Below are 18172 nucleotides of genomic sequence, written 5' to 3' on the forward strand. Positions count from 1 at the left end.
CGTCAGGCGGTGCCGGCGCCTGCGATGCGGTCGAGGTCCGCGAGCGCATCGTCCGGCAGCACGAGGCCGGCCGCCGCGAGGTTCTCGCGCAGATGCGCGACCGACGACGTGCCGGGAATCAGCAGGATGTTCGGCGCGCGACGCAGCAGCCACGCGAGCGCGACCTGCATCGGCGTCGCGCCGACGCGCGCCGCCACGTCGGACAGTGTCGACGACTGCAGCGGCGAGAAGCCGCCGAGCGGAAAGTACGGCACATAGGCGATGCCGTCGCGGGCGAGCGCGTCGATCAGCGCGTCGTCGCCGCGATGGGCGACGTTGTAGTGGTTCTGCACACACACGATGTCGCAAATCCGCCGGCCCTGCGCGACCTGCGCGGGCGTGACGTTGCTCAGGCCGACGTGGCGGACGAGCCCGCGCCGCTGCAGGTCGGCGAGCGTGCTCAGCGGCGCCTCGATCGATCCTTCTGCCGGCCCGTGCGGGTCGAACATGATGCGCAGGTTGACGACGTCGAGCACGTCGACACCGAGGTTGCGCAGGTTGTCGTGTACGGCCCGTTCGAGTTCGGCGGGCGCGAAGGCGGGCAGCCACGATGCGTCGTCGCCGCGTCGCGCGCCGATCTTGGTGACGATCACGAGATCGTCGCGATACGGATGCAATGCTTCGCGAATCAGCCGGTTGGTCACGTGCGGGCCATAGAAATCGCTGGTGTCGATATGGTCGACGCCGGATGCGACGGCTTCGCGCAATACGTTCAGGGCGGCATCGCGGTCCTTCGGCGGGCCGAATACGCCCGGTCCCGCGAGCTGCATCGCGCCGTAGCCGATGCGTTTGACGTGGCGGTCGCCGAGCCGGAAGGCGGCGGTGTGTCGAATGTCGGACATGACTGTGCTCCTGTCGAAAGTGAGTCCAGCATAGGCATTGGCCGTCTGCGCGATAAGCCGTCATAATCCGAACGGGTTGTACGAAAAGGCGAACAATGCAAACCGATCTGGGCGACCTGAATGCGTTCATGGCAGTGGCGCGCGCCAGCGGCTTTCGCGACGCCGCGCGCATGACGGGCCTGAGCGCGTCGGGGCTGAGCGAGGCCGTGCGCCGGCTGGAAGCACGACTGGGCGTGCGCCTGCTGCATCGCACGACGCGCAGCGTCGTGCTCACCGAGGCCGGCGAGCGGCTGCTTCTGCGTCTCGGGCCCGCGCTCACCGAAGTGGAAGCGGCGCTCGACGGGGTCGGCGAATTCCGGGACAGGCCGGCCGGCACGCTGAAGCTCAACGTGCCGGTCAGCGCGGCCCGGCTCGTGCTGCCCGCGATCGTGCCGCGTTTCCTCGATGCGTACCCGGATATCCGGCTCGAAGTGATCGCCGACGAGAACTTCGTCGACGTGCTGGCGGCCGGGTGCGACGCCGGCATCCGCTATGACGAACGGCTCGAACAGGACATGATCGCGGTACCGATCGGCCCGCGCATCCAGCGCTTCGCGACCGCGGCCGCGCCCGGTTATCTCGACCGTCATGGCCGGCCGCGTCACCCGCGCGATTTGCTCGATCATCGCTGCGTGCGCGGACGCTTCGCGAGCGGCGCGATGCCGCCGTGGGAGTTCGAGCGCGACGGCGAGGTCGTGCGGGTCGAGCCGGCCCCCGGGCCGCTGCTGGTGCAAATCGGCGGCGCGACGGACCTGATGGTCGACGCGGCGATCGCCGGCACCGGGATCGTCCATCTGTTCGAAGACTGGCTGCGCCCGCATATGGACAGCGGTGCGCTCGAGCCTGTGCTCGAACCGTGGTGGCGACCGTTTTCGGGGCCGTTTCTCTACTACCCGGGGCACCGCCTCGTGCCGCCGGCGCTGCGCGCGTTCATCGATTTCGTCAAGGCATCCTGAGTTTCGAAGGTGTCGCGCGTGCGCCGGATGCCCCCGCTCAGCGCATCGGCGCGTGCGCGTCGAGCAACTGCCGGTGGCGCGCGTCGGTTGCGTCGTCGGCGGGGAACATGCATTCCATGCGCAATTCCTGCGCGGCGGCGCTTTGCGGCGTCCCCACCGTCGTGACCAGCGAGAAGTAGCGCAGCACGACGCCTTCATGCACGAAGCCGATCGGGATGACCGGCAGCGACGGCGCGGCGGCGGGGGCCGGCGGCGATGCCCAGTCGCTCGGCGCATCGGAGGTGGCGAGCAGGTCGTCGAGGAGCAGCCGCGTGTCGTCGTCGATCACGCGGCCGACCGATTCGCGATGCACGCGCTGCAGCAGGCTGCGCGATACCGTATCCCAGTCGGCGATGAACGGCCGCATGCCGTGCGGATCGAACATCAGGCGCAGCAGGTTGCGCGGGCCGTCGCGCGCGGCCATGTCGATGAAGCAGCCGAAAAAGCGCGGTACCGCGTCGTTGGTCATCAGCACGTTCCAGTGGCGATCCATCACGATCGCCGGAAACGGCTCGTGCTGGTGCACGACCCGCTCCAGCGCGCGGATCACGCCGTGCATCTCCTGCGCATCCCACGGCGCTTCCGAATACACGGGCGCATAACCGGCCGCGAGCAGCAGCGCGTTGCGTTCGCGCAGCGGCACATCGAGCGTCTGCGCGAGCGTCAGCAGCGTGTCGCGGCCCGGCACGCTGCGCCCGCTTTCGATGAAGCTGATCTGGCGCTGCGAGATGCCCGCGTCGAGCGACAGGTCGAGCTGGCTCACGCCGCGCACGTCGCGCCAGTAGCGCAGCAACCGGCCCAGTTCGTGCGGCGGCGCGTGCCGATCGCGGCGGCTGGCGTTCATCGTGCCTCCGTGGGCGTTCCGTGAGCGACGCGAACGACTATATCGGACTCACGCGGCATGCGCATGCCACGCGAACGCGTCGAACGGTGCTTCGAGCGCGGGCCGCGTCACGCTGCCGACGTAGTTCGTGATCGTCGACGCGGCGACCACCGCGATCACTTCCAGCAACTGTTCATCGTTGAAGCCGGCGTCGAGGAACGCCTGCCGGTCGGCATCGGCCAGGCGGCCGCGGGTGTCGATCAACTGGCGTGCCGTGGCCGACAGCGCGGCCAGTTGCGCATCGCCGGGCAGGTTGCCGCGGCGGATCGCGTCGACGTCGGCGTGGGTCACACCCTGTTTCAGCGCCAGCGCGGTATGGAATGCGACCGGCCACTCGCTCGCGTTCGTGACCGCGTTGGTGAGCAGGAGCGTCTGGATCTGCGGCTCGGTGAGGCTGCTTGCGTGCACGCGCTCGAACAGGCCGATGAAGCCGTTGATCAGCACCGGTGACGCGGCCATGGCCGCCGCGATGTTCGGGATCGTGCCGAAGGTGTGCTGGAGTTGCTGGAGCACGGGCTTCGATTCAGCCGGTGCCGAGGCGAGGGTGTGAAGCGGGTAGGCGGACATGACGTCTCCGGGGCGATGAGCGCCGCCGGAATGGCGGCGCGACACCCGAAGCGTAGGAGCGGCCGTGTCGTGCGCCAATTACACGGGATGTAATCGTTCGATCGATGCGCGCGCGAGGCCGTTCGTCCCGCGAATCGCCTAGCCGCCTTGCCTGACCATCTCCGCCAGCGTCTTCATCGCCTGCAGGTACGGATACGGCCCGTGACTGATGCGGGCCACGCCGTAGTCCGCGAGTTCGGCCAATGTCGGCGTTTCCGCGACGCGCATCACGTTCACCGGCAGCGGCGATGCGGCCGTCAGCGCGCGAATGAGCGCCGGCGAGCGCAGCCCGGGCACGAAGAGCCCGTCGGCGCCGGCCGCCGCGTATGCGCGTGCGCGGGCCAGCGTGGCGTCGAGCAGGCGCTCGTCGTGCGTGTCGGCCGGCGCCTTGAAGAACACGTCGGTACGCGCGTTGATGAAGTAGTCGGCGCCTGCCCGATCCGCAGCCTGCCGGGCTGCCGCGAGACGCGCAGCGGCGGCTTCGACGTCACGCAATTCGCCCGTCGCCGGAAAGCTGTCCTCGAGGTTGCAGCCGATCGCGCCGGCCTCGATGCTGAGCGCGATCGTTGCGGCGACATCTTCCGGCCGCTCGCCGTACCCGCTTTCGAGATCGACGGTGACGGGCAGGTCGGTCGCGCGCGTGATGCGCTCGAGCACGTCCATCATGAGCGCGCGCGGCATCTGCTCGCCGTCGACGAACCCGTTGGCCGCCGCGACCGACCAGCTGCCGGTTGCCAGCGCGACGGCGCCCGCGTCGGCCGCCGTGCGCGCGCTGCCGGCGTCCCACACGTTGAATAGCGCCAGCGGCTGGCCCGCGCGGTGAAGCGACCGGAAATACGCGCCTTTCTCGTTGCTGCTCATGTTTGTGTCTCCTTGTGGAAAACCGGGTCGGTCGTCGTGCCGAACGATACTGCCACCGAATCGAGCGCCGCGAGAAAATCGCGTGCGTCGAACAGTTCGCCGAGGCTGCGCACGCCGCCTGACACGACGGTGCGGCCCGTCATCAGGCGCACGGCGGCTTCGACGATGATCGGTGCGCTGACCGCGTAGATGTCGCGCCCGGACGCGGTCGCGCGGTGCGTCGTGCCGCCCTGCACGACGATCGCGTCCATCGCGAACTGCTGCGCCGAGCGGCCCAGCGCGTCGGTCGGCTCGGGCGGCGGCGTGGCGGCATCGCGCACGTCGCGCAGCGCGAGCGTCGCGAGCCACGATTCCATCGTGTCGATGCGCAGGTGGCGCGAGAGCGTCATCACTTCCGAAAACGGCAGCAGCGTGACGTCAACCCGGCCGATCGGCGGCGGGAACGGCCATGCGCGTTCGCGTGGGGTCGACGGCACCGGCGTCGGTTTTCCGTCCTTCTGCACGAGCCGTACCGCGCGGTTGCGTTCGCCCGTCACGCGCGTGCCGCGCGTCGGGTGCCAGCGGTCGAGCCCGGTCGCGATATCGACGCGCTCGATCGGCAGGTTCTTGTCCACGATGGCCGTGACGAGCAGGTCGGCCAGGCCGCCGTAGAACGCCGCGGCCGGCACGACGGTCACGCCCGCGGCGCGTGCCCGGGCATCGCAGTGTTCGGCCAGCGCCAGCACCGACGGCTGCTCGGCCGTCAGGTCGAGATAGGGGATGCCGGCCCGCAGTGCGGCATCGGCCAGCGGCAGCGCGGTATCGAGATACGGCCCCGCGCAGTTGATCACGGTATCCGCGCCGCGCAGCGCGGTGTCGAGCGCGGCCGGATCGTCGATCGCGGCGACGCGCGCGAGCGACGCTTCGCCGCCGCCTTCCGCGAGCCGCGCCGCATCGCGGCCGATGCGGATCGCGCGCAGGCCGCGCCGTGCGAGCTCGGCGACGACAAACCGCCCGGTATGACCCGTGGCGCCATAGACTGCAACCGTCGTTCGATCGCCCATGATCAACTCCGATACAGAACGGTCTGTTTTATAGTACAGACCTGTATCGTCGTCAATCCTGCGGTGCTATGATCGGCTCACTGTTGCGGCAAGGGCGGCCAGTACGGCCGGGTCGGGATGAAAAAGGAAACAGGTACACCAGGGAACGCGCCCGATACGCGCGAACGCATTCTGCAAACGGCCAGCGAGCTGTTCTACCGGGAGGGTACGCGCGCGGTCGGCGTGGACCTGATCGTCGCGCAGGCGGGTGTGGCGAAGACAAGCCTCTATCGTCACTTCGCGACGAAGGACGACCTGATCGAAGCGTTCCTGCTGCGCGAGGACGCCGATTTCTGGGCGCATTGGGATGCGGTGGCCGCGCGGTACCGTCGCACGCCGCGCGAGGAACTGGATGCGCAGCTGCAATGGATCGGTGAACGCATCGCGCGCCCCGGCTATCGCGGTTGCCCGCAGATCAACATCGCCGCCGAATACGCGGACGGCAATCATCCGGCCCGCAAGGTGGCCGTCGCGCACAAGCAGGAGCTGCGGCGCCGGCTGACCGAGCTGGCGGGCGCGATGGGCGTCGACGAACCGGAAACCTTCGCGCTGCGGCTCGCGACCGTCATCGACGGCGCGCTGAGCAGCGGGCAGGCGCTGCATGCGCACGGGCCCGTGGCCTTCCTGCAGGAATTCGCCCAACTGCTGTCGCCGAAGAAAGGCCGGAAGCCGGCCGGCCTGCCGCGGTAAGTCGCGCGCCGGTTCCGTTCAGCCGCGTGCGGCCGGATCGACGGACAGCACACGCAACTGGCCGCGCAACTGATCGACTTCCTCCGGTGCGAACGGCCGTTCGATCTCGGCATGCGTCTGCTGCCACAGCGGAAATGCCTCGGCCAGCAGGTCGTGGCCGGCCTGCGTCAGTTCGAGCAGACGGCTGCGCCGGTCGTCCGGGTCCTGCGCGATCGTGACGAGGCCGCGCCGCTCGAGTGGTTTGAGCGCGGCCGTGAGCGTGGTGCGATCCATCGCGAGCAGCGAGGCGACCGATTTCATCGGCGCCGGCTGCGGCCGGTTCAGCGCCATCAGCAGCGAAAACTGGCCGTTGGTGAGGTCCAGCGGGCGCAGCACATCGTCGAAGATCCGCGCAAGATTACGCGCCGCGCGCTGCATGTGCAGGCACAGGCAGCAATCGCGCACCATCAGCGTCGTTTCGAAAGGGAGCTTTTCTTTTCGTGCCATGTTGCAATTGTGTTGATATCAACCTATCGTGTCAAGGTCGAGGCGCGGCAGTCCGTCGTGCCCGTCACCGGAGGAGGCGGCATGAGTGCTCAACAGCAGTTGTATCTCGCGGTATTTCTCGGCGCCAAGGATAGCCCGGCCATGAAGGCCTGGCTGGCGCTGCCGGAAGACGAACGGCGCACGCGCGAGCGCGACGGTATCGCCGCGTGGCATGCCTGGGTCGACCGCAATCGCGACGCGATCGTCGAGATGGGCGGGCCGCTCGGCAAGACGAAGACGATCGATGCGGCCGGCGTCACCGACACGTCGAACGCGATGAGCGGCTTTACCGTCGTGCGGGCGGCGTCGCACGATGCGGCGGCCGCCCTGTTCGAAGGCCATCCGCATTTCACGCTGTTCCCGGGCGTGGCGATCGACGTGATGCCGGTGCTGGCGATTCCCGGCGCGTAAACGACGCGTAAGGCCAGGCGTTGCGGATCGGCGAAGCGCCGTGGCCGGCATGCGGACATTTCCGACATTCTGGATGGAGACTGGCGATGAAGCTTTACGGATTTGCCGGCACCCGCTCGCAACGCGCGCTGTGGGGGCTGAAGGAGCTGGATGCCGACTTCGAGTTCGTCTCGGTGAACCTGCTCCAGGGCGAGCACAAGCGGCCCGAATTCCTGCGCCTCAATCCGGCCGGCAAGGTGCCCGTGCTGGTGGACGGCGACCTCGTGATTCCCGAATCGGCCGCGATCCTGCTGTATCTCGCGGACAAGTACCCGGAGAAGGCGCTGCTGCCGGTCGATCCGGCGCTGCGCGCGCAGGCCTACCGGTGGGTGATGTTCGCGGTGACGGAGCTCGAGCAGCCGCTGTGGCGGATCACGCGGCATTCGTTCCTGTATCCGCCGGAGAAGCGCTCGCCGGCCGACATCGAGCTGGCGCGCGACGATTTCAGGACGATGGCCGCGATTCTGGACAAGCATCTGGAAGGGCGCGAGTTCATCGTCGGCGACACGCTGACGGTGGCCGATTGCGTGACGGCTTACCTGATCGACTGGGCCGGCGAGTGCAACCTGATCGAATCGTTCCCGCAGCTGCGGGCGTACCTCGAACGGCTGTATGCGCGGCCGAACGCGCCGCAGCGGATCGCGGACGCGCGCAAGGCGGCGTGAGCGTGCGGCGGCCGGCCGTTCCATTTGCGCAGCGGGCGAGTGCCTGTCGTCAGCAAGTCATGGCGGTAATGCGTGCGTCGCGCACGCGGCGCACGCAGGCGCTTGCGCTCACGCTACGTCGTCAGGCCCGCCGAGCGCGCGACACAGCATCGACAGGTCGTTGAGCGTCAGGTGCGGCGCGGCGGCCTGTTGCTGCACACGTTCCGGTTCCGGATGCGGGTCGCGAACCACCCACGCTGCCTGAAGCCCCGCGTTCAACGCACCGACGATATCGAGGTGATAGTCGTCCCCGACGTGCAGCAGTTCCGCCGGCCGCACGTCGAGCGTTTCCGCCGCCGCATGGAAGATCCCGGGCTCCGGCTTCGCGACCCCGAACGCCTGCGCGCTGAGCGTCGCACGAAAGTATTCGCAGCCGCCGGTCATCCGGAGGTCGGCGTTGCCGTTGGTCACCGCGATCAATGGAAACCGCGCACTCAGCCACGCGAGCGCCGGCAACGCATCGTCATAGAATTCGACCCGGTTGCGCGCGGCAAAGAACGCCGCGTACGCGTGCTCGGCGAGCGCGACATCCTCGTTCGCACGCTCCAGCGCAAGCCGGATCGATCCGATCCTCATCGCACGGAAATCGCCGGCGAGCCCGGGGAATAATCGTTCGTATTCCTCACGCAATCCGCTCAACGCCTGCTGCGTGGACAGCACACGCGCGGTACCGGGCGCGTGCTCGATCAACCATGCGTGAAGCGCCGCTTCGGCCCGTACGACGGCAGGCCCGAACGGCCACAGGGTGTCGTCCAGGTCGAACGACAGGGCGGAAACTTTGGCGAGACGCATGGCGGTTGACGAGAGGGTTTCGTTTACCACGGCCACGGAATGGAGATTCCGGTGCCGTTTTCGAGGGCCTGTCGATACAGGAAGCGGGCGACGGTCAGGTCCTGAAGCGCCAGCCCGGTCATGTCGAAGACGGTGATCTCGTGCGGCGCGCGGTCGACCGACGCGGTTCCGGCGAGGATGTCACCGATTTCAGTGCGTGGCAAATCCGGCGCCCACTGGCACTCGCCGATGCTGCGCGCCTGATCGTGATCGTCCACGACGATGCGCGCGCGTTCCAGCACGCCTGCCGGAAGCTCGCGCTTGCCGGCCGTGTCGGCGCCGACGCAGGTCAGGTGGGTGCCCGGCCGAACCGCATCCGCATCGAACAGCGGGCCGCCGCCCGGCGTGGCCGTGATGACCACGTCGCTATCGGCCACCGCGTCGTTCCGGTCGCGTGCCACGCCGATCGTGCATCGCTCCCGGAACGCCGATTCGAACCCCGGGTCGGGCTCGCCGCTGACGTTCACGTACCGCACCGTGCAGCGTTGCGGCAGCAGCCCGAGCGCGTAGTCGAGCTGGACGCGCGCCTGCACGCCCGTGCCGAACACGCAGATTCGCGTGCTGTCGCGCCGCGCGAGCAGTTGCAGCCCGAGGCCGCCGGCGGCACCGGTTCGCGCGGTGGTGATCGCATTGCCGTCCATGATGCACAGCGGGCGGCCCGTGGCCGGATCGAACAGCGCGACGGTGGCCTGATGCGGTTCGCCGCCGAGCACCCGGTTGCCGGGCCAGAACCCGGCCGCCTTGAAGCCGAGCAGCGCCTGACGCGCGACGTCGCCCGACTTGATCCCGAATACGCCGCCCGTGTGCAGCTTCTCGCGAACCACCGGAAACACGCGCCCGGCCCGTTGACTGTGCAACACGAAGGCTTCGCGAACCGCCGCCGTCACTTGCGCGGCCTCGAGGGCGGGTTCGACGGCATCGCGGTCGAGAAGCAGGAGTCGGGCGTCTGTCGGCATGTTCGGGCAAGCGCTTTCGGCGCAACGCAAAACGAGGTGTTTAAATTTTGTCCAATTTTGGACAAATAGTCAATGTATCGGCGAAACGGTGCAGGCGCGCGGTTCGGCTCACCAACCATAGAAGCGCGGCCACGCCTGCGCGCTGCCGTCGTCGCCGATCGCCTGATACTCGGGATGTTGCGCACCGGTGGCGCACGCGTGATTCGGCAGGATGCGCAGGCGGGTGCCGATCGGAAACCGTTGCGCGATGCCGGAGTCGGGTGCGCCCGTGTGCGACACGATCCCGTGTTCCTGGTTGGCGGCGCTCATCACGTAGCCGCCGAGCACGTCGCCGTGTTCGGTGCACACCTGCCCGTAGCCGAAATCGCGCGCCTGTCGCTGCGTGCCGCGGTCGCGGCTCATCGCCATCCAGCCTGCGTCGACGATCGCCCAGCCTTTCTCTTCCTGGTGCCCGATGACGGTGGTCAGCACCGACAGCGCGATGTCGGACAGGTCGCACACGCCGATGTTGTGCATCACGAGGTCGAACATCACGTACACGCCGGCACGCACCTCGGTGACGCCGTCGAGGTGTCGCGCCGCGAGCGCGGTGGGCGTCGAGCCGATACTCACGACCGGGCAGGGCAGCCCGGCGGCCCGGAGGCGTTCTGCCGCGCGCACGGTGCGGCTGCGCTCCTGTTCGGCGATGGCCGCCAGTGCTTCGGGCGTGCTGTAGTCGTAGCTGGAGCCCGCATGCGCCAGCACGCCGCCGAGCACCAGCCCGCCGTCGACGAGCGCGCGGCCCACGTCGATCAGCAGGCCGGCGTCGGGCGGGATCCCCGAGCGGTGGCCGTCGACGTCGACCTCGATCCACACTTCGAAGCGCTCGCCATGCGCGCGCCCGAATTCGGCGATCGCGTGTGCGGCGGGCAGGCTGTCCGTGACCAGCTTCAGGTCGCAGCCCTGCCGGCGCAGCGCGAGCGCCTGGCCGAGCTTCGCGGGCACCATGCCGACCGCGTAGACGATGTCGCGGATACCGTGCGCGAAAAACTGTTCGGCTTCCTTGAGCGTCGACACCGTGACGCCTTGCGCGCCCGCGGCGATCTGGGCATCGACGACGTGCGTGCATTTGGTGGTCTTGACGTGCGGCCGGAACCGCACGCCGAGCGCGTCCAGATGTGCCTGCATGCGGCCGATGTTGTGACGCATGCGGCCGACGTCGATCAGGGCGGCCGGGGTGTTGAGGGTTTGAAGGTCCACGATGCGTTGCCTCGGAAGGTTGCCGATGCGAACACTGTAGGGGCGTCGACGGGCCGCGTGTTTAACGCAACGCTAATACGGCATTAAACACGGTTTAATCGTCCGGATCGCGTGGGCCCGAGCCCGAGCTCGAGCTCGGCGCAACTCATGCCTTGCCGCGCCACGGCGGCGGGCTCAGCAACCGCGTCGCGGCGTCGAGGAAGACCCGTTGCCGTGCGGAGCGGCCGGTGCGCGACGGCAGCAGCGCCGTGACCGGCGCGGGCGGCAGGTGCCAGTCGGGCAGCAACCGGACGAGCCTGCCGTTCGCGAGCAGCGGCGCGACGTCCCACTCGGAGCGCTCGACGATCCCGTGCCCGGCCAGCGCCCATTCGGTGATGACGGTGCCGTCGTTGGAGGATAGCGCGCCGGTGACGCGGATCACGGCGGACCGGCGTGGGGCACCCTTGACGTCGTCGCCAGACGAGAAGCGCCATCGTGGGATGTCCTCGTCGTTCTCGCGCAGGCACAGGCAGTCGTATCGGGCCAGGTCGGACGGATGGTTCAATGCCTTGATGCGACGGGCATAGCCAGGGCTCGCGCACAGAAACCGCTCGTTGGGCGCAAGCGGATAGCCGATCCACGACGACGACTTGAGGCTGCCGACGTGCACGACCACGTCGGCCCCCGACGCGCTGGTCAACGGGCTGTCCGACAGGTGGAGCGCGATGTCGAGTTTCGGGTGTGCACGCTGCAGGTCGCGCACGATCCGCGCGACGTACTTTCGCCCGAAGCCGAGCGGGGCGACGACGCGCAGCGTGCCCTGCACGTCGCCGTGGTCGCCTGAAATGCTGACCGGCAGCGCTTCCACTCGCTCGAGAATGTCGACGGCCTCCTGGTACAGCCGTTGTCCTTCGTCGGTCAACGCAACCCCTTTCGACTGCCGCACCGCGAGCCTGGCGTTCAGGCGCGCTTCCATCCGCTGCAGGCGGATCGTGACCGCGGGCGGCGTGAGATCGAGCAGCCGGGCGGCGGAGGCCAGCGAGCGCGACGTACCGATCGCGCGTACGAGCCGAAGGTCGTCGAGGTCGAGCATTTCGTGTCTCTTAATGTGAACGATGCAAGGCATTAAACCGCATATCACGCGTCGTAGCCATCGGAGCGGCGGCGCGGGCGACGTCGCCGGTATCGACGGCTTAAAGAACGGTCGCGTTGCGCCGATATAGAGACGACGTCCGGCTTTCTGTGCAGCGTGTCCAGACCAGCACGGTGCATGCCGTGGAAGGCCGAGACCTATTCCAACGAAAAAAATGGAGCCTCTCACCTTATGAAGTCCGTCTTTACCCGTCCCCTGGCAGGCCGCCTCGCAATCGTCGTCGCGGCCGCTTCGCTCGCCGCATGCGGCGCGACGAACCCGCTTCAACAGGCCGGCCAGGGGATCATGGGCGCGCGCTGACGTCCGAACCTTAAGGGGTGTTTCTAACAGTTAGACTGTACATTTCTGTTTAATTTCAATTACTTGAGCGAACTAACATGTCTTGAGGGAGGCGTAAGCGTTTCACGGACAACAAGATTTGTGCTGCCCAAGGTAAGTTACCCCACGTGTAGAGACCGGGCTCGACTAGTCGTGCCAAATTATGGAAATACGGGTCCTGACGGCGATCGCAATGTTGTTCAGGTGATCTCGTTCCTGACGAGCGATGCACCTGAATGCACGCCTTCTGCGAGTAGGGGATCGACTACGCGCGAGCAGCTATGGCTAACAATCCCAGGGCGCCTCCAAGAAGCGTCCACAATTGCAACTGTGGACTTTGGATGACAGTCCCGTGTGCATATCGCACAAAGTGCTCGCAATTCAGGGTCATCAGGGCATAGCGACGTCCTTCCATGGCTCGTGCTCGCTGCATGACGATCATCGGGTGAAGGCTGCCGGGGAAACCATCGACCTTCACGTCCCGCCCTCGAGCGAATTCGCTAAACGGTTCCTCGATAAAGCCGCCAGCCTGTGCAGAGAAGGAAAGTACGCTCCGCTCCCCTCCGGTCAAGCGATCTCCGAGCATGCCGACATGCTCATACCACCCATGATTGACCCGAACCACCGTGCCAGGTTGATAACTCCAGATGTCCTGCTGACGTTCAACAGAATCCATGGTACTCTCCAATTTGTACATATTTGCATTAAATGCATAGATGCAGAAAAAGTCAACGCTCACCCCAGCGCCCGTCGTTTCATACTCAGCCTTGGTCGGCAAGTTGCTTGTGCAGCGGCGTGAGCAAATCGGCCTGAAGCAGGGTGAACTGGCTGCCGCCCTCGGAATGTCGCAGTCGGCGTACTCAAGGCTGGAGTCGGGGGAATCGGTGCTAAATATTTCGCAGTTACGGCGGGTGTGCGCTTTACTCCACACCAGTTCTGCCGAAGTCTTGCAAGAAGCTGACGCATACGAAGCACGCTTGGTAAGCGAAGGCGTCGAGGTCATTACTGAAAAGCCCCTTAACCAGGCAGCAATTGCGATCGGACTGGGCTTGCTTGCCGCACTGCTTCTCAGCAGCAAATAGTCCGGGGTATATTGAGATGCAGGACGTTCCGCTGCCGTCGACTGAGGTGTTCAGCATCACTCGAAAAGTAGCGCCAGGCGCGGGGGACGTTTCACATGATTTGGAAAAGTAGCCCTGAGCGTTTAAGCGTTTCACCGGTTCAAATGACTAGGGTCGGAATGGCCCGGTCAGAACCTTAAATCGGGAGTTCGAGACACGTCGGGCGTCCGAGAGAATCGAATCAAATGAGTGCGCAAGGGTTGAAAATCTGTAGAATGATTTAAAAATATATAGCTCAGGTGATTTTTTACAACCACGGGACTGATTGGGTCGGGGATGAAGAATAAAATAACAGTTGCTCCTGCGAATCGAGGTCGTATTCAGGCACAGGGCGGGGGAATTGAGGAATCAGAGCCTTGGGCGGATCCTGTGCCTTTGCCGTGTAAAGACGGGTTGGTAAAAAGCAAGGCGTTGGAATCGGGGTTGGCCAAAAAAGAACAAAAGATCAGAAAAGATGCTTTTGCTCGCGCTCGCGATTTCATGCGCAGATGTGCAAAGAATGGTGGAGCCAGCGTAACTTCAAAGTCATATCCGATCAGGGACGACAAGGATCGTCGAGTTGATATTGAGGTTAAAGCGGGGCGGGCGTTTGTATGAGCGAGATTATTTATAGAGGGTTTTATAATAATTGGGCGATATATCGTGCGAATCGAGCTTACTGGTTTGGCCGGTTCTGGTCAAAGCATAAGGGTGGGGGCGACTGGTCCAAAGCGGATGACAGTTATCGTAGGCGATACAAGCCTTACTTGTCCGATCGATTCAATAATGGAGTATTTTTTTTAGACGGCAATCCAATTTTTAACCTCTGGAACGTCGAGACGGGTAAGGTGGCGCGTGTAGTTCAGTTAGAGGCTGAAGGAGACGATGATCGCTATTTTCACAGCTTCACCCAGAAAATTGAGATGGCGCCTATCGGCTATGAGGAAATCCACCAACTCGATGAACTCGTTGTCATACTTGTCTTGTCTACCGGTTTGATAGAGCAGGCGGTGGGTGAATTAAGAGAGTGGCTTCGGTAGTAATTCTACAATTGACTGATATCGCTAAAGACGGGAGCGCTGCTCAAGGTAGTCAGTTTGAGAGTGAGCAAGCGATTGTGCGACGGCGTCGTCGATGTGGTGTCTCGGGCACTGGGATCGATGTCGCTTGAGCATCACGTGATCTGGAACACGGAGTTCAGACGGTCATGCACTACGTCGATCTGTATATGTTCGAATATCAGCGCAGCTTTCGCATTGGCCTCGAAATTTTGGCCAAAGGTGTATTTGAAAAGATAGGTGCGGATATCACTCCGCGGGTTTTGTTGGTGGGCGCAAAGGCGCCGCAGGCGACGGCGCGCCATCCGGTGTGCCTCGAACCCGAGGATGACGAATGGGATCTTCAGCCGTTTGCAGATTTGCTCGAACAAATCGAGTCAATCATACCTGGCCACCCGCTTCAGAACATGATCTATGGCGACGCGCCACGTATGCGCGAAAAGCCGGAGAACATTCGCCGCAGTTCGGTTCGAATGGCGGTGCACGCGGCGCTCAAAAATGGGGACAAGGAAAACGCCAGGCGATCATTTTGTGGGTATCCCATGCTCGTCGACAGCTACTATGTTGTCCCGGTCCTCCAGGTCCCCGAGAAATTGTTCGAGCAATTTCCGCCATTGGAGCAACCGGATACAGATGATCCAAGAATACCGCGCGGCGTTGCTAGCTTCGTACAGGCCTGCATTGGCGAGTTGCTGTCCGCAGCCAGCGACGAATTGCGGCTTCCCGAACCTGGGCGGGGGGCGAAATTTGGTGGGCAGAAATCAGAGGAGATTGTTCGACGGGCCGCGAGCAATTTTATGCGTACTCCTGCCTATATGGTGTCGGGGCACTATGTGCCGGGAGACCTGTTGGAACGGTTCAATATGATTTCCTCCCTTATGTATGAGGGGATTCATGGTGTTGGTCAGCTCGTTCTTGCTGATCCCAAATCCGCAGCGATCGACTACCTCCTAAGGTTCGATGAGCCGGTCCCGTTCCGCGAGCCGCGGTGGGCTAGGAAAATTCTGCAAATGGCATCTAAAGACGTCGCCCTCATCGCGGATAGCGAGTTGATCTACGGACTCGGCCAAATTAACTCGGATCGCGATCTCGACGGCTCCCCTGTCTTTATTGTCGATTTTCTTGACCACTACCATTGGGAGGTTCGCCTAGGCGAGCGGGGTCTGCTCAGATGTCGATTTGGCGAGCCGACCCTACCGCAGGAGCCGATTACGCAGGATCGATTTATCGATAACTATTCACGCCTATTCCCTGCGTCGTCCCTTGATGCAAAGCAGCTGATGTGGGAACTGTTCTGCAACGCGGTTCAGCAAAAGCACGGAAGTATGATCGTGGTCGCCCAGGATGCTGAGTTCGAAGCACGCCGTCTCGCTCGGCAGGGGACGACCATTCAAGCAGTCAAAATAACCTCGGCGCTGTTCGAACGAGCGAGCGGCATCGACGGGACCATTCTTGTTGACCCAGAAGGTACCTGTCACGCAGTTGGGGTCATTCTCGACGGGATGGCGACATCTGCGTGTACGCCATCGCGCGGATCAAGATTCAACTCTGGCGTGCGATATGTGTCCAGCGGCAACTCGGCGCGACTTGCAATCGTCGTGTCTGACGATCGGACTGTCGATGTGTTTCCCCTGCTGCGTCCACGAGTCGGTCGAGATGAAATCGAGAAAATGGTTTCGACTCTGGAAAACGCAACAAGCAACAATTACTATCGCTCACGTAACTGGCTCGATGAGCATCGGTTTTACTTGAACGCCGATCAATGTTGGAGGGTGAATGCAGCCCTGAAGCGGATCGAAGCGTCGATGGAAGGGGAGAGGTCGATTATCTATAGAGTTTCCGAGTTTAGCCCTGACTCGGACATGAACGACGGCTACCTTAATCCTTGAACAACGTGACTGCCTAGGTGTAGTCATGCATTCCACCAGGGGCGATCGCGACCGAGTCTTCAAACGCTCTCATGACAATCGTTGACGATACACAAGGTGTATGCAGAATCCTCAGCTTAGACGGAGGTGGGGCCAAGGGATTTTATACCCTTGGCGTTCTGAAACAGCTTGAGGCCACGCTGGGTGGTCAGCCTCTTTCTGATCACTTCGACGTGGTGTTCGGAACCAGCACGGGCGCAATTATCGCGTCGTTGCTAGCACTCGGTAAGAGCGTCGATGAAATACATACGCTGTACCGGACACACGTCCCGTCATTGATGGGACTTCGGACATGCGCGGGACGCACCAAAGCCTTGGTGCAGCTTTCACATGACGTCTATGGGGACCTTAAATTCGACGCAATGAAGACGCATGTGGGCATCGTCAGTGCTCGCTGGAGGGAAGAGCGTCCGATGATCTTTAAGAGTAACGTTCGGCAGGCGCACGGCAGTCGTGCGACCTTCGTTCCCGGCTTCGGCTGCACTGTAGCGGAGGCTGTCGTAGCATCATGCTCTGCATATCCGTACTTCAATCGAAGGCTCGTCACCATCCATGACGGAAGCGAGGTCGAGTTGATCGACGGTGGATACTGCGCCAATAACCCTACCTTGTTTGCGATCGCGGAAGCGACTATGGCACTTGGCTACAAACGCGACCAACTACGGGTAGTTAGTTTGGGTGTTGGTAATTACCCGGAGCCGCCGCGTTACGCGCATAAGTGGTTGATATTCCGTTTTTTCCTTGTCAGACTTCTCCAGAAAACACTCAATATAAACACTACGTCGATGGAGACGCTTTCGGACATCCTTTTTCACGACGTGCAGATGGTTCGAGTAAACGATTCCTTTACCACGCCGGACATGGCAACGGACCTGATGGAACATGACATCCGGAAGCTGAATATCCTGTACCAGCGTGGAACAGAGTCGTTCGGCAAACACGAACGCGATCTACAAGCGTTGCTGGCCTGAGAGGAAAGTCGTGGCTATTCCAGAAGATCAACTTGCAACGTGGGCACAGATCGGTGCACAAGCCACGTCCAGGGATACGTATGCATCAGTGCGAAGAGCGCTTCTTGCTGACGGAACGGGATATCACGATAAGCTATACAGCATTTTCCTACAGGGATCCTATGGAAATGACACCAACATATGGAGGGAGAGCGACGTAGACATCGTAATCCAATTGGATTCTGTTTTTACCTATGAGCTGGGAGTGCTGCCGCCGATGCAGCAATTGGTGTTTCATGCCGGCCTGGTCTACGCCACATATTCCTATGAGGAGTACCGGGCTGATGTGTTGGCAGCTTTGCGGCGAGTATTTGGTGACGCGGTGGAGCCTGGGACGAAGGCAGTGTCCATCGGACCATCAGGCAATCGGCGGAAGGCGGATGTTTTGATCGCAAGGCAGCATCGAAACTACTTGCGCTACGCCGGAGGTGTTGATTCCTTGTATGTCGAGGGAATCAGCTTCCATAAAAGCGACGGGACGCAAGTTGTAAACTATCCTAGGCAGCATCGTGAAAACCTTGTTGCAAAGAATCAGGAGGCAAGCGAATGGTTCAAGCACATCGTCCGGATATTCAAGAACGCAAGAGAGCGGATGATCGAGCTAGGTCTCTTGGCCCAGGGAGTAGCTCCGTCATACTATATTGAAGGATTGCTGTGGAACGTTCCATCGCATTGCTTCGGAAATACTTATCAGGCGACCGTGTTTGCGTGTTTGAATTGGTTGTGCAGCGTCGATCGCTCGGCATTTCTTTGCGCAAACGCGCAATACACGCTACTTAACGGAAATGGCGATGTAACCTGGAATTCGCAGGACTGTGATGCGTTCCTGAGAGCATTTGTATTGCTTTGGAATGGGTGGTAAATTTAATGCCAAACAATCTCTG

At 63.2% G+C, this 18172-nt stretch carries 22 protein-coding genes; 11 read left to right on the forward strand and 11 right to left on the reverse strand.

Features of this window, described 5'->3' with window-relative positions; genetic code table 11:
• Positions 1-2: 2 nt before the first annotated feature.
• Positions 3-881, reverse strand: coding sequence for an aldo/keto reductase family oxidoreductase (locus AB3K92_RS10600; protein ID WP_059488999.1), 879 nt, complete (start codon positions 879-881; stop codon positions 3-5).
• Between the two features lie 95 nt (positions 882-976).
• On the opposite strand from AB3K92_RS10600, the gene AB3K92_RS10605 reads away from it, so the two are divergent.
• Positions 977-1876 (forward strand): LysR family transcriptional regulator, encoded by a 900-nt coding sequence (locus tag AB3K92_RS10605; protein WP_060196616.1) that lies wholly within the window; start codon positions 977-979, stop codon positions 1874-1876.
• Between the two features lie 37 nt (positions 1877-1913).
• Here AB3K92_RS10605 and AB3K92_RS10610 read toward each other — a convergent pair whose 3' ends face one another.
• The 4 genes from AB3K92_RS10610 to AB3K92_RS10625 form a co-directional block, all read right to left on the reverse strand.
• Entirely contained in the window at positions 1914-2759 is an 846-nt protein-coding gene (locus AB3K92_RS10610; RefSeq protein WP_060160076.1) for a helix-turn-helix domain-containing protein, read from the reverse strand.
• A 48-nt stretch (positions 2760-2807) separates the two neighbouring features.
• A complete protein-coding gene (locus tag AB3K92_RS10615) occupies positions 2808-3365 on the reverse strand; it encodes a carboxymuconolactone decarboxylase family protein (protein WP_048020420.1) in 558 nt (185 codons plus the stop codon).
• Between the two features lie 138 nt (positions 3366-3503).
• The gene (locus tag AB3K92_RS10620; protein ID WP_059489005.1) at positions 3504-4265 is read right to left on the reverse strand and encodes an isocitrate lyase/phosphoenolpyruvate mutase family protein; all 762 of its coding nucleotides are present in this window, start codon (positions 4263-4265) and stop codon (positions 3504-3506) included.
• Positions 4262-5308, reverse strand: coding sequence for a trans-acting enoyl reductase family protein (locus AB3K92_RS10625; protein WP_369464976.1), 1047 nt, complete (start codon positions 5306-5308; stop codon positions 4262-4264). The genes AB3K92_RS10620 and AB3K92_RS10625 overlap by 4 nt, the downstream gene beginning before the upstream one ends.
• Positions 5309-5425: 117 nt before the next feature.
• Between AB3K92_RS10625 and AB3K92_RS10630 the strand changes: the two genes are divergently transcribed.
• Positions 5426-6037 (forward strand): TetR/AcrR family transcriptional regulator, encoded by a 612-nt coding sequence (locus AB3K92_RS10630; protein WP_060129449.1) that lies wholly within the window; start codon positions 5426-5428, stop codon positions 6035-6037.
• 18 nt (positions 6038-6055) lie between these two features.
• Here AB3K92_RS10630 and AB3K92_RS10635 read toward each other — a convergent pair whose 3' ends face one another.
• The gene (locus AB3K92_RS10635; protein WP_369464977.1) at positions 6056-6523 is read right to left on the reverse strand and encodes a MarR family winged helix-turn-helix transcriptional regulator; all 468 of its coding nucleotides are present in this window, start codon (positions 6521-6523) and stop codon (positions 6056-6058) included.
• An 81-nt stretch (positions 6524-6604) separates the two neighbouring features.
• Between AB3K92_RS10635 and AB3K92_RS10640 the strand changes: the two genes are divergently transcribed.
• Both AB3K92_RS10640 and AB3K92_RS10645 read left to right on the forward strand, forming a co-directional pair.
• Positions 6605-6973: a hypothetical protein gene (locus AB3K92_RS10640; RefSeq protein ID WP_048020413.1), complete on the forward strand. Its 369-nt coding sequence runs from the start codon at positions 6605-6607 to the stop codon at positions 6971-6973.
• An 86-nt stretch (positions 6974-7059) separates the two neighbouring features.
• Positions 7060-7677, forward strand: a complete 618-nt coding sequence (locus AB3K92_RS10645; RefSeq protein ID WP_060275530.1) for a glutathione S-transferase family protein — start codon at positions 7060-7062, stop codon at positions 7675-7677.
• A 108-nt stretch (positions 7678-7785) separates the two neighbouring features.
• Here the strand turns inward: AB3K92_RS10645 and AB3K92_RS10650 are convergent, their stop codons facing one another.
• The 4 genes from AB3K92_RS10650 to AB3K92_RS10665 all read right to left on the reverse strand — a co-directional run bounded on the left by AB3K92_RS10650 (position 7786) and on the right by AB3K92_RS10665 (position 11814).
• The gene (locus AB3K92_RS10650) at positions 7786-8508 is read right to left on the reverse strand and encodes an HAD family hydrolase (RefSeq protein ID WP_369464978.1); all 723 of its coding nucleotides are present in this window, start codon (positions 8506-8508) and stop codon (positions 7786-7788) included.
• 23 nt (positions 8509-8531) lie between these two features.
• Complete coding sequence (locus AB3K92_RS10655; protein ID WP_369464980.1) at positions 8532-9503, reverse strand: ornithine cyclodeaminase family protein; 972 nt, start codon at positions 9501-9503, stop codon at positions 8532-8534.
• A gap of 108 nt (positions 9504-9611) precedes the next feature.
• Entirely contained in the window at positions 9612-10742 is a 1131-nt protein-coding gene (locus AB3K92_RS10660; protein ID WP_369464981.1) for a DSD1 family PLP-dependent enzyme, read from the reverse strand.
• A 145-nt stretch (positions 10743-10887) separates the two neighbouring features.
• Positions 10888-11814: a LysR family transcriptional regulator gene (locus tag AB3K92_RS10665; RefSeq protein ID WP_369464982.1), complete on the reverse strand. Its 927-nt coding sequence runs from the start codon at positions 11812-11814 to the stop codon at positions 10888-10890.
• Between the two features lie 231 nt (positions 11815-12045).
• On the opposite strand from AB3K92_RS10665, the gene AB3K92_RS10670 reads away from it, so the two are divergent.
• Positions 12046-12174: a hypothetical protein gene (locus AB3K92_RS10670; RefSeq protein WP_369464983.1), complete on the forward strand. Its 129-nt coding sequence runs from the start codon at positions 12046-12048 to the stop codon at positions 12172-12174.
• Between the two features lie 283 nt (positions 12175-12457).
• Here AB3K92_RS10670 and AB3K92_RS10675 read toward each other — a convergent pair whose 3' ends face one another.
• On the reverse strand, positions 12458-12868 hold the full coding sequence (locus tag AB3K92_RS10675; protein WP_369464984.1) for a lecithin retinol acyltransferase family protein: 411 nt from the start codon (positions 12866-12868) through the stop codon (positions 12458-12460).
• Positions 12869-12908: 40 nt separating this feature from the next.
• Between AB3K92_RS10675 and AB3K92_RS10680 the strand changes: the two genes are divergently transcribed.
• The 6 genes from AB3K92_RS10680 (at position 12909) to AB3K92_RS10705 (ending at position 18150) form a co-directional block, all read left to right on the forward strand.
• The gene (locus AB3K92_RS10680) at positions 12909-13274 is read left to right on the forward strand and encodes a helix-turn-helix domain-containing protein (RefSeq protein WP_369464985.1); all 366 of its coding nucleotides are present in this window, start codon (positions 12909-12911) and stop codon (positions 13272-13274) included.
• Positions 13275-13589: 315 nt separating this feature from the next.
• Positions 13590-13910 (forward strand): hypothetical protein, encoded by a 321-nt coding sequence (locus tag AB3K92_RS10685; protein ID WP_369464986.1) that lies wholly within the window; start codon positions 13590-13592, stop codon positions 13908-13910.
• The gene (locus AB3K92_RS10690) at positions 13907-14332 is read left to right on the forward strand and encodes a hypothetical protein (protein WP_369464987.1); all 426 of its coding nucleotides are present in this window, start codon (positions 13907-13909) and stop codon (positions 14330-14332) included. The genes AB3K92_RS10685 and AB3K92_RS10690 overlap by 4 nt, the downstream gene beginning before the upstream one ends.
• A 167-nt stretch (positions 14333-14499) precedes the next feature.
• On the forward strand, positions 14500-16239 hold the full coding sequence (locus AB3K92_RS10695; RefSeq protein ID WP_369464988.1) for a hypothetical protein: 1740 nt from the start codon (positions 14500-14502) through the stop codon (positions 16237-16239).
• Positions 16240-16310: 71 nt separating this feature from the next.
• The gene (locus AB3K92_RS10700) at positions 16311-17249 is read left to right on the forward strand and encodes a patatin-like phospholipase family protein (RefSeq protein ID WP_369464989.1); all 939 of its coding nucleotides are present in this window, start codon (positions 16311-16313) and stop codon (positions 17247-17249) included.
• Between the two features lie 10 nt (positions 17250-17259).
• Entirely contained in the window at positions 17260-18150 is an 891-nt protein-coding gene (locus AB3K92_RS10705; protein WP_369464990.1) for a nucleotidyltransferase, read from the forward strand.
• Positions 18151-18172: the final 22 nt, after the last annotated feature.

This window comes from Burkholderia sp. Bmkn7 (assembly GCF_041103175.1).
In the GTDB taxonomy this organism is placed as follows: domain Bacteria; phylum Pseudomonadota; class Gammaproteobacteria; order Burkholderiales; family Burkholderiaceae; genus Burkholderia; species Burkholderia cepacia.

What these genes read in the sequence shown, in the direction of transcription:
- AB3K92_RS10685 (WP_369464986.1), top strand. Translation starts at nt 13,590, where the DNA reads ATGAAGAATAAAATAACAGTTGCTCCTGCGAATCGAGGTCGTATTCAG.
- AB3K92_RS10630 (WP_060129449.1), top strand. Translation starts at nt 5,426, where the DNA reads ATGAAAAAGGAAACAGGTACACCAGGGAACGCGCCCGATACGCGCGAA.
- AB3K92_RS10600 (WP_059488999.1), bottom strand. Translation starts at nt 881, where the DNA reads ATGTCCGACATTCGACACACCGCCGCCTTCCGGCTCGGCGACCGCCAC.
- AB3K92_RS10700 (WP_369464989.1), top strand. Translation starts at nt 16,311, where the DNA reads ATGACAATCGTTGACGATACACAAGGTGTATGCAGAATCCTCAGCTTA.
- AB3K92_RS10605 (WP_060196616.1), top strand. Translation starts at nt 977, where the DNA reads ATGCAAACCGATCTGGGCGACCTGAATGCGTTCATGGCAGTGGCGCGC.
- AB3K92_RS10675 (WP_369464984.1), bottom strand. Translation starts at nt 12,868, where the DNA reads ATGGATTCTGTTGAACGTCAGCAGGACATCTGGAGTTATCAACCTGGC.
- AB3K92_RS10680 (WP_369464985.1), top strand. Translation starts at nt 12,909, where the DNA reads ATGCAGAAAAAGTCAACGCTCACCCCAGCGCCCGTCGTTTCATACTCA.
- AB3K92_RS10645 (WP_060275530.1), top strand. Translation starts at nt 7,060, where the DNA reads ATGAAGCTTTACGGATTTGCCGGCACCCGCTCGCAACGCGCGCTGTGG.
- AB3K92_RS10650 (WP_369464978.1), bottom strand. Translation starts at nt 8,508, where the DNA reads ATGCGTCTCGCCAAAGTTTCCGCCCTGTCGTTCGACCTGGACGACACC.
- AB3K92_RS10665 (WP_369464982.1), bottom strand. Translation starts at nt 11,814, where the DNA reads ATGCTCGACCTCGACGACCTTCGGCTCGTACGCGCGATCGGTACGTCG.
- AB3K92_RS10670 (WP_369464983.1), top strand. Translation starts at nt 12,046, where the DNA reads ATGAAGTCCGTCTTTACCCGTCCCCTGGCAGGCCGCCTCGCAATCGTC.
- AB3K92_RS10640 (WP_048020413.1), top strand. Translation starts at nt 6,605, where the DNA reads ATGAGTGCTCAACAGCAGTTGTATCTCGCGGTATTTCTCGGCGCCAAG.
- AB3K92_RS10655 (WP_369464980.1), bottom strand. Translation starts at nt 9,503, where the DNA reads ATGCCGACAGACGCCCGACTCCTGCTTCTCGACCGCGATGCCGTCGAA.
- AB3K92_RS10635 (WP_369464977.1), bottom strand. Translation starts at nt 6,523, where the DNA reads ATGGCACGAAAAGAAAAGCTCCCTTTCGAAACGACGCTGATGGTGCGC.
- AB3K92_RS10620 (WP_059489005.1), bottom strand. Translation starts at nt 4,265, where the DNA reads ATGAGCAGCAACGAGAAAGGCGCGTATTTCCGGTCGCTTCACCGCGCG.
- AB3K92_RS10690 (WP_369464987.1), top strand. Translation starts at nt 13,907, where the DNA reads ATGAGCGAGATTATTTATAGAGGGTTTTATAATAATTGGGCGATATAT.
- AB3K92_RS10625 (WP_369464976.1), bottom strand. Translation starts at nt 5,308, where the DNA reads ATGGGCGATCGAACGACGGTTGCAGTCTATGGCGCCACGGGTCATACC.
- AB3K92_RS10695 (WP_369464988.1), top strand. Translation starts at nt 14,500, where the DNA reads ATGCACTACGTCGATCTGTATATGTTCGAATATCAGCGCAGCTTTCGC.
- AB3K92_RS10610 (WP_060160076.1), bottom strand. Translation starts at nt 2,759, where the DNA reads ATGAACGCCAGCCGCCGCGATCGGCACGCGCCGCCGCACGAACTGGGC.
- AB3K92_RS10615 (WP_048020420.1), bottom strand. Translation starts at nt 3,365, where the DNA reads ATGTCCGCCTACCCGCTTCACACCCTCGCCTCGGCACCGGCTGAATCG.